Genomic DNA, 13,411 nt, shown 5'->3' with positions numbered 1-13,411 from the left:
CTCAATAGTCCTTCAGAGTGTCATGGCTGAAGGTGCGCGGCGGTGCCTTGAACAGTGGTGCGCCACTGGTGGTCGGCGTCAGCGGATCATCCGGCCCCAAGCTGAACTTTCCCTCGGCAACCAGCTGCAGAAACTTCAGCGCATCGCGGTAGTCCCGCACGATCGGATCAGTCTGTTCGGCACTCAGGCGATCCTTGTGCAAGTGGTAGCGGGTGATAGCCCTGGCCCAGCCAGTGACGATGCCGTAACGCTTGGTCAGCGGCAGGCTGTAGCCACGGCGCACCAGGAACCCGTCAATGGTGCCTTGAGCGGTCACCATGGCGTCGTCGATTACTGCAATTGCCAGTTCGGCAATCTGGACATCCTCAACCGGCCAGCCGCTGACATCACCTGAACGCAACAGCGCATCCAGCAGATCAGCATCAACTGCCCGGTATCGCCGGGGCGTGGCCACTTGGGCCAGTTCCTCGGCGCCGGGGCGGTCGGCCAGCTCGGTGAGGGTCAAATAGGGCATGTCAGTCCTCGACCTCTCTGATGGCGATCGCACCCAGTGCCAGCAGCGGCTTTGCCTGCTCATCGGTCAACGGGATATCTTCACCCCACACAAACCGCTGTCCGTCGTGCTCAAGGAGTTCGCGGTGCACGATGTAAAGTCCCGACATCGACTGTTCTTCTTCCGGCCCTGGAGCTGGCGGCGCATTGGTAGCAGCGCCCTCAGTGGTAGCAGCAGACGATTGAACCGGCGCAACCGGTTGGACGACTTGGGCTTGATCCTGGTCCACAACGTCAGCCGGGTCAGCCGGCTTGGCGGTGGCTTTCTTCGTTGCCATGTTGGTCTCCCAGGGCGGCGGCTGCCGCCCGGTCAAAGAGTGGGTGGATCTGCCGGTTAGCTGACAGCGTTCTCGAAGAAGAAACCAAGGTCCGGGGCCGTCACCAGCTCCTTGACCGACTCACCGACACGAACCATCTGGCCACCGCGCAGGCCGATGTTCTTGTCTGGACTGGAACCGGCGATGCGATCACCGAACTGCGCGGTAAAGCCGAAGGTGGTGCCGCTGTTTGCGTCGGCCAGCTGATCGCGGTAGATGAATGAGGCGTGGTTACCCCAAGCCCGCGCCAGATTTGCGGCTTGTCCAGGGCGAGCGATATTCACACGCGCTTCGCCGACCAGAATGGCATCCAGTTCCAGCATGTCTGCCAGCCACTGCAGCGGCACCATGCCCTCATCGCCGAGGCTACCGTTGAACGCCTTCACTACCTTCGGGTGGCGGCGAATGCTGGTAGAGACCGCGCGGCCCAGCACGCCAATGCTCGGACGCATAACAACGCTGTCCAGCGCATCGGTGATCGCCCGGATCGGGTTACTGTCTTCGTGGCTCCATTGGCTGGAACCAGACAGCGTGGTCTTGTTGCCGGTTGCGTAGCTGCCAGGACTGAACACCAGATTGGATGCCCGCACTTCGCGGTCGAGCAGGATCAGGTTAGTGGTCTGCTCAGTCGCTCGGCCGAGCGGGTCATAGTTTTCCGGCGCATTGTCGATATCGCGCTGAGGCACCGGTGCGTCCAAACCATAGTCGTTGGTTGCGCCAGTTTCTTCGGATGCTGAGAAGTCCACCTGGTTGACACGCGATTTGCGGCCGACCTTGGTGTCCGGCACGGTGAAGCCCTCGGCCAAGTCATGCTTCAGATATTTGAACTCCTGCGCACCAACCGGCACACGCGGCAGCACCTGGTCGGCAATGAGCCGGGTGTTGCGATACGCGATGGCGATGGCTGTGAGCGCCGGAGTGATAGGAAACGGTGCATTGCTCATGTCAGGTACTCCTGATGGGGCCGAAGCCGGTTATGGGGCAGTTGCCGGAATAAAGCCGGGGGCGACCAGGGCCGAGCCAATATCACCCTCAACGCCCGAGACCTCGGCAAACCCAACAATGAAAGTGTCAGCCGCTGCGGGCAGGGCCACGGCAACGGCGCGACCGTTGGCGTCAGCGGTGAGCGGGTTGCCACGAGTGACGTTGCCACCGTAGGTGACTGAAGCCAGCCCATTGCGGACTACGTCCGCGGTGCCGCCATCAGCGGTCGGAATGTCGGTAGTCACACCCAGCATCATGGTCGCGCCATCATCGGCCTGCACCGCAGCACCATCAGTGGCGCCATGAGCAGCAATCAGGTACGCCCCAATGGCGCCGATCGCAGTGAACGGGGTAATGAGTCCTGGGATATTCATGGCTCAGCGGCCTCCCTTGGTAACGTGATTGACGGCCTGGCTGATGCTGATCTCGCGGCCAGCCTGGCGTTGCTCGGATTGATAAGCCCTTGCGCGGTCAGCAATGGCGTTGGCGTCCTGGTCATCGACCACATCATTGCCATGAGACTTCTCGGCAAAGTCCACTTGCTTGGGCAGCTCGCTGAGCAGCTCGCGCAGTACGTTGGCCGCTGGCTTGCTGATGGTCTGCTCGCCTTCGGCGAACTCAAGCGGAGCATCAGTGGGCAGGATGAGCATCAGTTCGACTACGCCGGCTTTCTGCCGGGGCAGCAGCTGCCCAGCCTTGACCAGCCCTTCGGCGAACTCGGCCACCTCGTTGCGATGTTCCTCAGCCTGAGCCTGGGCAATACGCGCCTCTTGCTCGGCCACCTTGCGCTCACGCTCGGCGAGCAGTTGTTCACGTTCTTCGTCGGCCATTGATGACTCCTGATTAGCGACCGCGCCGGCATCTGCCGCCGACGGGTCATCATTCCCCGGCTCCGGTGCGGGCGCGGCAGATGCGTCAGCACTTTCATCGCCTGGAGGGGTTGCGGCTTCGCTGGTGGGTTGTTCGGACTCAGAAAACGCCGGGACCGGGTTGTCAGCGCGGGCGCTTTCATCAATGGACTGAAGTTGCCAGTGCGGAATGATCAGGTCTGCTGCCTCTATGCCTTCGCGCTCGACAAACCAGTCACGCAGGCGGCGCAGAATGTCGGTCATGGCACGGAAGGCATACGGCGGCTCGGCAAACTCGACAGCCAGGGCGCCATCGTCTTCGGAAAACTCCAAAGCGGCATCAGGGATACCTTTAATAGCCGGCGGCATAGCACCCAGAAATCCGATATGGCGCAGGTAGTGTTTGCCCGGGACCGGGTTGCCCGGCGAGTCCGGCAGGTAGATCGAGGCCGACCGCTTCTTATACATCTTACGGTTGGCAGCCTCGGCGAACTCCGGCACCACCTGGTGCGGCTCGGCAAACAGCATGCCGTCGCGCACCTCAACGCTTTTCGCCCAACCGTAGGCCGGGGCGTTGAGTTTCGGGTGACCAATGACCAGCGGCGCTTCATGCAGTGCCGGATCATAGGTCGCGGCGATCTCCTGCAGGATGGCCTCAGTGAATTCCACCGGGCGGCCGTCGAGGGCGACGTGCTGGCCGGCGGGGAGAATGGGCAAAGTGGCGTTTGATGTCTTCATGGGGCCAGACTGCACCCCACAGGCGGGAAAGTATTTTGAACGGGGGCAAAACTTGAAAAAACTTGAATCTGGTGAGTTACAGCCAATAGCGCCTTACACCCATCCAGGCAATACCGCTCAGGCGGTTTATAAACATCATTCTTGCGCCAAGTGAGAGCCCACTCGATAAACCGTAGCTGTAAACGCCTCAGAGGCGCTCACAGAGGCGCAAATGCAATAATCAGGAAAACTGCCTGCGCAGATGATCACGAACCAGCTCGATGATCTCATCGGCGTCAGCATCGGACACGCCCAGGAACTCCCTCGCAGCGATATCTCCCCACGGGATCGGACCGCCACGCCGGGTCTGACCGAACTGGCCACGCCTGGCACCAAATTGGTGGGTGGCACCGTAGATGCGGTCTGTACCCCAGAACAGATCATTGCCTTGCACTTGGTACTGGATCTGTCTGGCCAGGTTGCCAGAGCGCTGCAGGATCTTGCCGGGGTTGGGCTCTTTCACGGCAAGGTAGCGTGGTGATAAGGCCGGCCAGGGCTGGCCACTGGGGCTGCGCTCATAGCGGAAGTTGTCGCGGGTGCTATTGACCTGGTGCTCGCCGATGTCACGCAACAGGCGCTGAGGCTGAGCCAGCTCGGCCAGTGCCTGACGAATGGCATCCTTGGCTGGCCCATTGTCCAGCTCAAGGCCTACGTGCGCGCCTGCCATGGGTTATACTCCTCTCAGACTGTGGGCGTTCTGGCGGCCGGGAAATCGCCAGCTCCGGCTCGGGCCTCTGCGGAGTCCTGTACGGTGGAAGTGGCGTCCACCCTGAGCGCTCACAGTTGACCCTCCAGCAGTACCAGCGCCCCGTTGTCCACATCCTTGCGCACATTCTGCCAGTCGATCAGTGAGCCGCTGCGTACCGAGTTGGTTCGCTCGTCGCCCTTCAAGCGATAGTTGACCAACACCACCAGCTTGCCTGCGTCACGTCGCTCGGCCGGAAACACATAGAGCAAGGTATTGGCTGCAACGTCCAGCAGTACCGCTTGCGGCGCTGCAAGTACGGCTGGCAGCTGCGCCAGCTCGTCCACATCTAGGGCCTTGGGCTTGCCTGCAGCGGTCACTGCCGCCGCCTTGGCTCCGCGCAGGGTATGCAGCATGCTGGCATCGTTCATGGTAATTGCCGCCGTGACCGCCACCACGCCCGCAGCCTGCATGCCGCTGACCACTTGCGGGCTCAGCGCGCCGACCACAAGTTGACGGCCTCGTGGCTTGCCGTCGGCCACAACATCATCGAGCATGCGCCGCCAGTCACTGGCCAGCGCCTGTTGCACGGCCGGATACACCACCAGCTCACGGCTCATGACCGCGCCCAACTCGGCAGGCAACTCCGGCACCTTCTCAAGCACATGCTGCACCTGCTGCTCGAATGCACTGCGACCCGGCGCGTAATCCCAGCCAGGGTCAATACCGTCTGGCACGCTGACAGTCTCGCCTTTGTGGATCACGCTGCGCTCGGGTGATGCTGGAGCCGTGTCAGGCCCGCTTTTGCCCAGACGGCGCAGATCACGGTCATTGAGGGCACGCACACGGCATTGGCAGCCCCAGCCGTTGGGCGGGTAATGGGTTTGCCACCAGGGGTCATCTGCATGGATCACCAAACCATCCCAGGCCTGATGCTCAGGGCGCGGAGTGATGACGGCATCGGAGTGCTCATACATCCAGTACGGCCGATCTTCCTTGACCGCCTGCAGCTGCTCATAGCGCCCGGCAGCGTAGCTGGTGCGCAGATTTGTCTCGTAGATCACCCGCGAGCGCCAGGCCCTGCCACCCTCCGGCTGCCAGCCGTAGTGATCGAGCACCGCATAGAAGTCTTCACGGAAGCGTTCCAGAGTGTCGCCTTCACGCAAATTGCGGCTGAGTACTGCGTGAATGTCCTTGACCAGGTCCAGGCGGTGGCCACCGGCAACCACAAAGGCGTGGTCATGCGCCGCCTGCCGCACCTGGAAGTAATCGACGCTCGGCAGCTTGCGCCGCAGGAACTGGATCTGCTCATCGAACGGCAGGCTGCCGTAACTGGCGGCACTGGCCATCAGCGCACCTCGTCCTCGATGTCGTTACGGCCAGCCAACTGGGCCAGGCTCAACGCTTCGGTCATACGCTGGGCGTATTCGTCCAGGGACAGTTCAGGCGCCATAGCCAGCAGCTGATCGCGCACCTGGTCGAGACTGGCACCGCCTTCGGCCAACTCGGCCAGCTGGCGATTCCAGCCATCGACCACCGGTTGCACCTGCGCCTCTGTGCGCACAAGCATCGCCTCGGCCGGATCGCTGGGAGCTGTGCTTTCGGCAAACTCGGTGGGCGGGGCTGGTGGTGGCTCGTCGGCCAGTTCGATGCCGTAGGTCTTTTCGACATAATGGCGAGTGGGTTTGTAGCCAGCCATCCGGGACACCTTTTCATCCCGCTCAGCGCGACCTTCCAGATCCTCGGGTTCTTCCACCACCCGATAGACGCGCGGCAGTTCAGCATCCGGGAAGTTCCAGCGGGTCAGCCAGCGTACCGGGCCGTTGTTGAAGCTCTCACAGACCAGGTCGGCATCGGCCTTGATCAGATCCAGACGTACATCACCCTGCAGGTCATCATTACCCAGCCGGCCCGGCGTGCCCTGGCTGCTCGCAACCTGGCCCACGGTGACCTTGGCGATGGCGGCATCCATGGCGTCATACAGCGCCTTGTAATCGGCCGTGCCGTTGCGGGCAGCTTCCAGCAGCTCTAGGGCCATGCCCTTCGGGATCAAAACGGTTGAATCGGTACGAATTGCCTCACCAGCTTCCAGCAGCTTCTTCTTGTCGTCCTCAGTGGCGGTTTGTGGGTCGAACTCGCCCTTGGCCGTGGGCATGCCGTACTTATCGAGGAAGAACAGCCAGAACTTCACGCCGTTGCGCTTGAACAGCACAGGCCAGTACAGCCAATGCGCCAGGCCCATTCCATACGGCTCGTCGTCATGATCGGCACCGGTTGCGTAATGCCAGAAGTACGGCTCTGGGCAGGGTACGCCATCGACCATGTTAGTGGGCGTCAGCAGGCGCAGCTCACCGGCTGGGGTGTAGCGGAAGCGGCGACGGTTGCGAACCTTGATGGCCTCCCAGGTGATATACCTGTCGTCGTGGCCGTAGATGATTTCCGACACGGCATAACCGTAATACACGCCATAGAGCATGCGTTCTGTCACACGGTCCCAGCCGACGCGGTTGAGCTGCTCACGCAAATGGTCAGCTGCGGCAATGTCGATCGGCCGGTCACCGCCCGCATCCACTTGCCACTCACGGCTGACCACAGCACGCTGGCGTTGCTGCCACATGGCCTTGACCTGCCAGTCGCTCAGCAGCTCCTCGTAGATCTTCACATCAGTGCCGGCCTTGCGCAGCAGTGGGTCAGATGGCTGCGATAGCGCGCCTACCCACGGGCGGGTGATGTCCATGCCGTCGCCGCTGGTGGCGATCTGTTGGCCGAGTGTTGGCTTGTCCATCAGTAGTCCTCAAAGGGGTTGTTGCCGCCCACGGTGCCCCAGCCGCGACTGGTAATCTGGCCACTAGATCCAGGGGCATAGGTTTCCATTTGGCGGGTTGTTGTACGTGTGCCGGATGAGAGGTAGTCGATGACCGTAGGCTCAACACAGGCCGCGTTGATGGCCAAAAAGCATGCCCAGGTGCGGTCGGCGTGGCCGGCGCTGTCGGAGTCAGCGACAAAGCGCGGTGCGCCGGTGGCACTGGTAACGCGCTGCAGCTTGTGCAGGTCGGCCCGCAGGGCATTGTTGCCTTGCGGTATGCGCAACTTTCGGTCCTGGAAGTGTTCCTTGCCCTGGGTGGCGAGTGTCAGCTTGTTGGCTGCGGTAAAGAGCACACCTTCCACACGCAACTCGCCATGCCTACGCTTGGCGTCCTCGACCGGTTTCTCACCCATGCCGGTTTGATCTTTGCAGCAGCGGATCACGTTGTAACGGCGAAACACGTCATCAAGCAACATATCCTGCTCGGCAAAGCTGGCGCGGCGCCGTTCAATGATCTCGCGGGTCCAGAGCACATCGCCCACGCGCTCAACCACCCAGATCACAAACAGGTCGTTGCGGGCGGCGATGTCCACTCCCACATAGCAAGGCCCGCCTTGGTAATGCTCAGGCATACCTGCAAACTCGTGCTCGCAACTGGTGATCAGATCGAAGTCCAGCCAGGCGCTGGATTCATCCAGCCACTGCAGCTCAAATTCCTGGGCCCACAGGTCGTCATCACCGGCACCGATACGCAGCTCCTCGATGTTGCGCGGCAGCCCGTCGGCCACTGCCTGGTAGATGTCGGTGGTGTGGCGGCTCCAGCCGTCATCCTTGCCGGTCATCAGGTCGTAGAACTTATTGCCTTTGCCGTTGGGGGTGCTGATCACCCGCAACTTGAGACCGGGCTTGGAGATCACCGGAAACAGCGCTTTCCAGATCGCCCGGCTGTCCTGGTGGAAGGCGAACTCATCCAGCAGCACATTGGCCGAGAAGCCCCGCGCAGTGTCTGGATTGGCTGGTAGCGCAGTGATCTTGCTGCCGCCCGGCAACTCGACCTCAAGCGCTTTGATTCCCGGCTCCCACTCGTAGTCGTAGGCCTGAAAGCCGGCGCTGAGCGCCTGTAGGTGCAGTTTCACGCCTTCGTTCATCGCCTCGCGCGCCTGCCGCTCGCCACGGCTGAGAATCACCCAGCGGCGGCGTTGGCCGAGCGCCTCGGCGCGTGCGCAATCAAGGGCCAGCTCCAGCGTACTGGTAAACGTCTTGCCACACTGTCGGGCGAACATCGCGATTTTGAAACGGCTGTCGTCATTAACCCAGCGGCGCTGGTAACCGTAGAGCGGGAGCGCAGGTTGCAGGTTACTCATTGCTGGCTTGCTCCTGATCTTGAGACTCAATGGCTGTGCAGCGGAACACCGTCTTACCAACGAAGAAAGCGCCTAACTGCCGGCACTCTGTGGCCACCGTAATGTGCGCATGTACCCATCCAATGAACCAGCCCACCCACAGCAGGCCGATCACCGCCAGTAGCTTACTCATAGCCCGTACGCCGCTTTGATGACCTTGTTGAGTACGTCCTGGTCAACCTCACCAGTGCGGCCCAACTCATCCAGCTTCTCACGCTGCTCCTCAATCAGCTTTTCACGGGCCTCACGGGCGATGGCATTGCGCTCTTCGCGGTTGACCTTACGGGCCGCCAACACGTCTTTGGCGGCGCGAGCCAGCTTGCGCACGTCATCCACCGTGGTCTCTTCGTCGATTTGGGCACCGAGCGCGGCGTGGGTGGTCAGCGTGGTGATGGACTGCACCATCAACGCTCCGGCCTTGTCGTCCGGGTTCTCTCCCAGTTCCTCGACCAACAGACTCGCCATCGCCTGCTGCTCGCGCAAGCGCTTGCTCATCTCGTCAAATGAGACCTTGTAGCGGCCAACGGCTGAACGGCTGGGCTTGTCTTCCTGCGGGAACTGCTCGTGCAGATCCTCGATCAGCTCATCGAGCGTCATGCGGTTCTCGCGCAGGCGGCGCTCAATGTGCGACCGGACGCCGGTGGCCAGCTTGTCGATACTCGATTTGCGGGCCATGGTCAGGCTCCTGGGCGCTTCACGCCGTCAACACGGGCTCGGCCTGCAGCCACGTCAGCGCCGCGCTCAGTCAGTTTGGCCAGCAGCACGGCGCCGTCGCCCACGTCATCGAGCGATACCAGTTGCTGCTCTTCCAGCCAGCGCAGTTCGGTTTTCACCTGGTCACGGCTGGGCTCGTGGCCCCACTCCTGCAGCACGGCATGCAGCACCGAGCTGTTGGCGCGATAGGTAGGCATTTCCACCAGGATACGCAGGATCACCAGGCGGCGGTCTTCGCTCAGGAAGTTGGCGTATTTGCTCATTGAGCCCTCGCATTCAGTAGGTAGTCATTGATTCGGTCCACAGATCTGGCCAAAGGGGCCAGCTCCCGAGCCACCCCCGCAAGCTCTGCTTTGATTGCCTTCATGTCACCCGCCAGCTCAGACATCTGGTGACTGTCGGGCATGTGAAGCAGCTGCTGCTCCAGTGTGAGGATGCGAGCGTCCTGACTGTTGAGCCGCTTGGCCAATGCCTCGGCATCAGCCTTGGAGCTGGCCTTGCGTGCTGTAGCGATCGAGAACATGCCCACGGCGATGGTGAACACGAACTGGCCTGCACGGATCAGCATGTCGATATCCATTCAGCGTTTCTCCTGCAGGTGATTCACAAGTTCAACCAAACGGCCCGCACACAGGCCGTACTGGTCATAAAGCTCTTTCAGCGTCAGCAATGCAGCGTCTGCGCTGTTGTCACTCATGGCCACTGGCGGTGGGCATGGCACTGCCAATGCCGCCGGCAGCGGCTGCTGCTGCACGATCACGGGCGGACTCGACGTGGCGCAGGCTGACAGCATCAAAGCGGCACTGAGCACGCTCAGCGGCAGTAAGAGCGAGCGCATGGCGTAACTCCCTGGTTGAAGTGGCGTCCGCCTGTTGGCGGTCGCTGATTGTTTTCGCCAGTTGTTGGCTGGCGGTGTGGGCAGTGGTGACCAGGTACTGGCTGGAGGTGATGAGCACTGTGAGTTCATCGATGGTGTCCTGCTGGCATTCGGCGCGCCCTGCAGCAAGGCCGCGCTCATACCCCAACTTCACGCCAGAGCTTTTCGCAAACGGAACCATCGCCGCCGAGCCGATCATGACGGCCAAACCGAACCCCATCAGTACCGGGTTCACAGCTCATACCTCTCGCCACACACGCCCCGGCCCCAACCAGCGCGCACATACATGGGCTCCCAGCGCTCAAGGATGCGGCGCGGGTAGTCGCGGTTCTCTCGGAAGTTGGCAGCCGAGCGGCCGGCATTGAACCGCTCGACGGAATCGAACCAGGTCAGCGGGTCGGCCCCAGAAGCCGATGCCAACCGTTTGTCGCGATTGATCCAACCCAGCCCGCCGTTATAGGCGGCCAGAGCCATTGCCCACTTCTCGCAGTGGGTGTGCGCCTGGATTCGATCCAAATGCCATTGGTTGTAGGTAACCATGGCCCGTAGCGCCCAACCCGGGTTGAACGGGTCGGCCGGGCCAAGGCGGCGGGGGTAAATCTCAGCCATCCACCGCCCGGTAGCGGGCATGAACTGCGCCAACCCCTGGGCACCGGCAGGGCTCACTGCACTGTGACGCCAGGCGCTTTCCTGGTGAATCTGCCCGGCCAGGGTGGCCACCGGCGCGCCCAGCCCGAACTGCCACTGGGCAACGCGCACCAGGTCGCGCCGGTACTGCTCAGCAGCGCGCGGCACGTCCTGTGCCGCTGCTGGCTCACAACCCAGCCCGGACAGAGTCACAATGATCAGCGATAGCCACACAAGCAGCGGCAGGCGATCCAGGGCCGGACGGATACGCTCGGTCCAGTTCATGTCAGAGCCCCAGGGTCAGACCCAAAACACAGGCCAACACAATCAGGGATCTTCGCAGGCACGCAGCGGCGAAACGAACTTCAGAGCGGTCGCGGTCAGCCTCGGATGGCAGCGCACAGCCTCCTGGGCCACCACCATCACTAGGTAAACATGCATGGGGCCGCCCGTAGGGAAAAAGCGCCCGGTCAATCCAGTAGGCCAGTACCGCCCCCAGCAGCACCAAGGCGAGCTTGTAAACGATCACAGGCATCTGCTCTGGGGCCGCCCAGGCCAGGGCCGACAGCAGAACAAGTGCCATGATTAGCCAGCCCAGCAGACGCGGGCGGCGTGAGGCGAAACCAAGGGGGAAACCGTACATTTGAGACTCCTCAACCTGTGGATGGCGGAAACGCCAAGGACAGGTTGAGAGTCTCAGTTACAAGGATCGGGGTCTTTTGAACGAGGGCAAAATAGCCCTAAGTAACTCAGACGTTGGATTACGTGGAGGACTACATGCATTCGCGATTATTAGCAAAAATATCTGACTTAGCACACTTCACAAGCCAGCGCCTAAGCCCCGTATTCAGATTCAACTGCCAGGCTGCCAGCTTTTCATCAACCTGCTCATCCGTTAACGGCAATCCACTTGGCGCACTGCCCGCCCAGTAATGGACCTGGCAAATAGGTTTGCCTGCGCACGCATCCGCTACAGCCAGACGATAAACATCTTCGTCATCGATTTTCGACGGGTTCACTGCAACAAAATTCATAATGCCGGAGCTACCAGTAATCGTGTAATCGGCTGCCTCGACCACAGCCGGAAGAGCCAACGCCATTGCAAACCAAAATGCAGCACCCTTGATCGGCTTCATAGCAACCTCTTATTCCTTTACTTTCATCACAAATATGCGACGACAACACCAATCACACAGCCTACAAACGCCACACCAACGCCGACCTGAAAGCTCGTTGCCATACCCACAGGGAAGGCCGCGACAACAGAGAAAACCGCGATCGCGTTACCAAGTCCTTGCTTGAATGAAGATCGCTGATGCCCCTTCATAGCTGCCTGTTGCACATCGGCTTGACTTAATGAGTCTCCCTGCACGCTGGCCAATATCGGCGCACCGCAACTAGGGCATGCTGCCGCCTTGTCTGAAACATCATGTCCGCATTCCGAGCATTTGATTAGCGCCACAGCGTTATCTCCTTTGCTTTTTTCTTACAAAACCATCCCGCCGATCACAGCCCCCAGCATCAGGGTAGCTGTGAAATGCACAGGGTATGTAAGGACGATCTCCTTAATTGCCTCCGGCGACCAGGGTGACAACTGCGGGGCCGGTGTTGTCAGCTCGTAGTCCTCGACAAATGCCAATACCTGCCGCAGCTGCTCAAGGTCCATATAGTTCAGATGCCGCTCGCCAAACGTGCGCAAGCAGAAGGCATCACGCTCGTCGTAAATACCTTTTTCCTTCGTCACGTTTGTGATCCGCGCAACCATCAATCGCGAGTTGACGACACGGCGCTCTGTCTCCTGATATTGCAGGATCGCTTCTTCAGCCTCAGCAAAACGTGAACGGGGTATTTCGCTGATACTCTCAACGCCGACTCGGGCATGCACAACTTCACGCCATAGCGCTCGCTTCTCGACACCCAGATTAACAGCCACCTCGGCCACCAGTGCATTCAGGCGCTGCCGCTGAGCGCTTGACAACGGGCTGTCGTCGCTATCAGCTCCTGCCACATTGATCTCAAGGTAGTCCCTACCTGCAACCCTATTCTGGTTGCCATCAACTCCTACAGACACTCACGACTCCTTCTCGTTGTAATCCCTGCCTGCCGTGCGGTTGTTGTTGCCAGTCACAGAAACCCCATCAGCCTTTGGCGACCTGGATGATTTCTTGGCCGCTACGCCTGTAAGCAAATCCGCTAGCAATGTCTTTTTCTTGATAGCAGGCAATGCACGGTATGACTCCAATAGCAGTTGTTCGTCAGCCGGCAAACCCTGAGTTGGTGCGGGCGCCTGCTTCACACCTGTAACCACAAAAAGAATATCTACCCCCTCTTTAGCCCAAGCATTCAGAGCCAAAGCATTGGGTGCAGCAACTCCTTTTTCCCAGTTGATCTGAGCATGTTTAGACGCGCTTGCCAGCTCTGCGAATTTTGTCTGGCTGTATCCAAGCCGCTCACGCTCTGAGCGTAGCCTTTCGCCAATGTCCATAAAAAACAACCTTAAGCGGCTTGACAGGTAGATAATTCTCTACCAACATAACCACAACAAAAGCTAAACATCATTCAGCAACCAAAGGAGCCACTGCCATGGCTACACAACGGGTACTGACCCCTGATCAGGTCAAGCAGCGCTTCAAGCAGCGCGGCATCACCATTTCCGGTTGGGCCGAGGAACACGGCTACAGACCCAACGCGGTATATCGCGTACTCAATGGCTTTGACAAAGCCCACTACGGCAAAGCCCACGAAATCGCTATCGCTCTCGGCCTCAAGGCCAGCGAATCAGCCGCAGCATGAGGGCCAGAACATGAAAAAACTCCCCACA

Annotated in this window: 22 protein-coding genes; 1 reads left to right on the top strand and 21 read right to left on the bottom strand. The window is 60.4% G+C overall.

What is annotated here, in order from left to right; genetic code table 11:
* Position 1: 1 nt before the first annotated feature.
* From BVH74_RS12725 to BVH74_RS12630, 21 genes are all read right to left on the bottom strand, one after another.
* A complete protein-coding gene (locus BVH74_RS12725; protein ID WP_080050428.1) occupies positions 2 to 514 on the bottom strand; it encodes a gp436 family protein in 513 nt (170 codons plus the stop codon).
* Position 515: 1 nt separating this feature from the next.
* Positions 516 to 830: a hypothetical protein gene (locus BVH74_RS12720; RefSeq protein WP_080050427.1), complete on the bottom strand. Its 315-nt coding sequence runs from the start codon at positions 828 to 830 to the stop codon at positions 516 to 518.
* Between the two features lie 56 nt (positions 831 to 886).
* A complete protein-coding gene (locus tag BVH74_RS12715) occupies positions 887 to 1,813 on the bottom strand; it encodes a phage capsid protein (protein WP_080050426.1) in 927 nt (308 codons plus the stop codon).
* A gap of 30 nt (positions 1,814 to 1,843) precedes the next feature.
* Positions 1,844 to 2,227: a DUF2190 domain-containing protein gene (locus BVH74_RS12710; RefSeq protein ID WP_080050425.1), complete on the bottom strand. Its 384-nt coding sequence runs from the start codon at positions 2,225 to 2,227 to the stop codon at positions 1,844 to 1,846.
* A 3-nt stretch (positions 2,228 to 2,230) separates the two neighbouring features.
* A complete protein-coding gene (locus BVH74_RS12705) occupies positions 2,231 to 3,439 on the bottom strand; it encodes a peptidase (protein WP_231705516.1) in 1,209 nt (402 codons plus the stop codon).
* A 220-nt stretch (positions 3,440 to 3,659) separates the two neighbouring features.
* On the bottom strand, positions 3,660 to 4,145 hold the full coding sequence (locus BVH74_RS12700; RefSeq protein WP_080050424.1) for a phage virion morphogenesis protein: 486 nt from the start codon (positions 4,143 to 4,145) through the stop codon (positions 3,660 to 3,662).
* A 110-nt stretch (positions 4,146 to 4,255) separates the two neighbouring features.
* Complete coding sequence (locus tag BVH74_RS12695; RefSeq protein ID WP_080050423.1) at positions 4,256 to 5,512, bottom strand: phage head morphogenesis protein; 1,257 nt, start codon at positions 5,510 to 5,512, stop codon at positions 4,256 to 4,258.
* Positions 5,512 to 6,948, bottom strand: coding sequence for a DUF935 domain-containing protein (locus tag BVH74_RS12690; RefSeq protein ID WP_080050422.1), 1,437 nt, complete (start codon positions 6,946 to 6,948; stop codon positions 5,512 to 5,514). Before BVH74_RS12690 ends, BVH74_RS12695 begins: the two co-directional genes overlap by 1 nt.
* A complete protein-coding gene (locus BVH74_RS12685; protein ID WP_080050421.1) occupies positions 6,948 to 8,333 on the bottom strand; it encodes a terminase large subunit domain-containing protein in 1,386 nt (461 codons plus the stop codon). The genes BVH74_RS12690 and BVH74_RS12685 overlap by 1 nt, the downstream gene beginning before the upstream one ends.
* Positions 8,326 to 8,505, bottom strand: coding sequence for a hypothetical protein (locus BVH74_RS12680; protein WP_080050420.1), 180 nt, complete (start codon positions 8,503 to 8,505; stop codon positions 8,326 to 8,328). Before BVH74_RS12680 ends, BVH74_RS12685 begins: the two co-directional genes overlap by 8 nt.
* Positions 8,502 to 9,047, bottom strand: a complete 546-nt coding sequence (locus BVH74_RS12675; RefSeq protein ID WP_080050419.1) for a phage protein Gp27 family protein — start codon at positions 9,045 to 9,047, stop codon at positions 8,502 to 8,504. The genes BVH74_RS12680 and BVH74_RS12675 overlap by 4 nt, the downstream gene beginning before the upstream one ends.
* A 2-nt stretch (positions 9,048 to 9,049) precedes the next feature.
* A complete protein-coding gene (locus tag BVH74_RS12670) occupies positions 9,050 to 9,349 on the bottom strand; it encodes a VpaChn25_0724 family phage protein (protein WP_080050418.1) in 300 nt (99 codons plus the stop codon).
* Entirely contained in the window at positions 9,346 to 9,666 is a 321-nt protein-coding gene (locus tag BVH74_RS12665; protein WP_080050417.1) for a DUF2730 family protein, read from the bottom strand. Before BVH74_RS12665 ends, BVH74_RS12670 begins: the two co-directional genes overlap by 4 nt.
* Positions 9,667 to 9,879 (bottom strand): Rz1-like lysis system protein LysC, encoded by a 213-nt coding sequence (lysC, locus tag BVH74_RS19130; RefSeq protein ID WP_444542552.1) that lies wholly within the window; start codon positions 9,877 to 9,879, stop codon positions 9,667 to 9,669.
* The gene (locus BVH74_RS12660) at positions 9,776 to 10,171 is read right to left on the bottom strand and encodes a hypothetical protein (RefSeq protein ID WP_141240059.1); all 396 of its coding nucleotides are present in this window, start codon (positions 10,169 to 10,171) and stop codon (positions 9,776 to 9,778) included. Before BVH74_RS12660 ends, lysC begins: the two co-directional genes overlap by 104 nt.
* A gap of 23 nt (positions 10,172 to 10,194) precedes the next feature.
* Positions 10,195 to 10,875 (bottom strand): transglycosylase SLT domain-containing protein, encoded by a 681-nt coding sequence (locus BVH74_RS12655; protein ID WP_080050415.1) that lies wholly within the window; start codon positions 10,873 to 10,875, stop codon positions 10,195 to 10,197.
* A gap of 1 nt (position 10,876) precedes the next feature.
* Positions 10,877 to 11,233: a putative holin gene (locus tag BVH74_RS12650; protein ID WP_080050414.1), complete on the bottom strand. Its 357-nt coding sequence runs from the start codon at positions 11,231 to 11,233 to the stop codon at positions 10,877 to 10,879.
* Positions 11,234 to 11,363: 130 nt separating this feature from the next.
* Positions 11,364 to 11,726, bottom strand: a complete 363-nt coding sequence (locus BVH74_RS12645; RefSeq protein WP_080050413.1) for a hypothetical protein — start codon at positions 11,724 to 11,726, stop codon at positions 11,364 to 11,366.
* Between the two features lie 26 nt (positions 11,727 to 11,752).
* A complete protein-coding gene (locus BVH74_RS12640; protein ID WP_080050412.1) occupies positions 11,753 to 12,052 on the bottom strand; it encodes a zinc-ribbon domain-containing protein in 300 nt (99 codons plus the stop codon).
* Between the two features lie 24 nt (positions 12,053 to 12,076).
* Positions 12,077 to 12,661 carry a hypothetical protein gene (locus BVH74_RS12635; RefSeq protein ID WP_080050411.1) on the bottom strand — a complete coding sequence of 195 codons (585 nt, stop codon included), beginning with the start codon at positions 12,659 to 12,661 and terminating at the stop codon, positions 12,077 to 12,079.
* Positions 12,662 to 13,075 (bottom strand): helix-turn-helix domain-containing protein, encoded by a 414-nt coding sequence (locus tag BVH74_RS12630; RefSeq protein ID WP_080050410.1) that lies wholly within the window; start codon positions 13,073 to 13,075, stop codon positions 12,662 to 12,664. It lies immediately after the preceding gene.
* A gap of 98 nt (positions 13,076 to 13,173) precedes the next feature.
* Between BVH74_RS12630 and BVH74_RS12625 the strand changes: the two genes are divergently transcribed.
* A complete protein-coding gene (locus BVH74_RS12625) occupies positions 13,174 to 13,383 on the top strand; it encodes a DNA-binding protein (protein WP_218189134.1) in 210 nt (69 codons plus the stop codon).
* The last annotated feature ends 28 nt before the right edge of the window (positions 13,384 to 13,411 follow it).

Source organism: Halopseudomonas phragmitis (genome assembly GCF_002056295.1).
GTDB classification, from domain to species: domain Bacteria; phylum Pseudomonadota; class Gammaproteobacteria; order Pseudomonadales; family Pseudomonadaceae; genus Halopseudomonas; species Halopseudomonas phragmitis.
The sequence above is the reverse complement of the archived record's forward strand: the minus strand, read 5'-3'. Positions and strand labels throughout refer to the sequence as shown.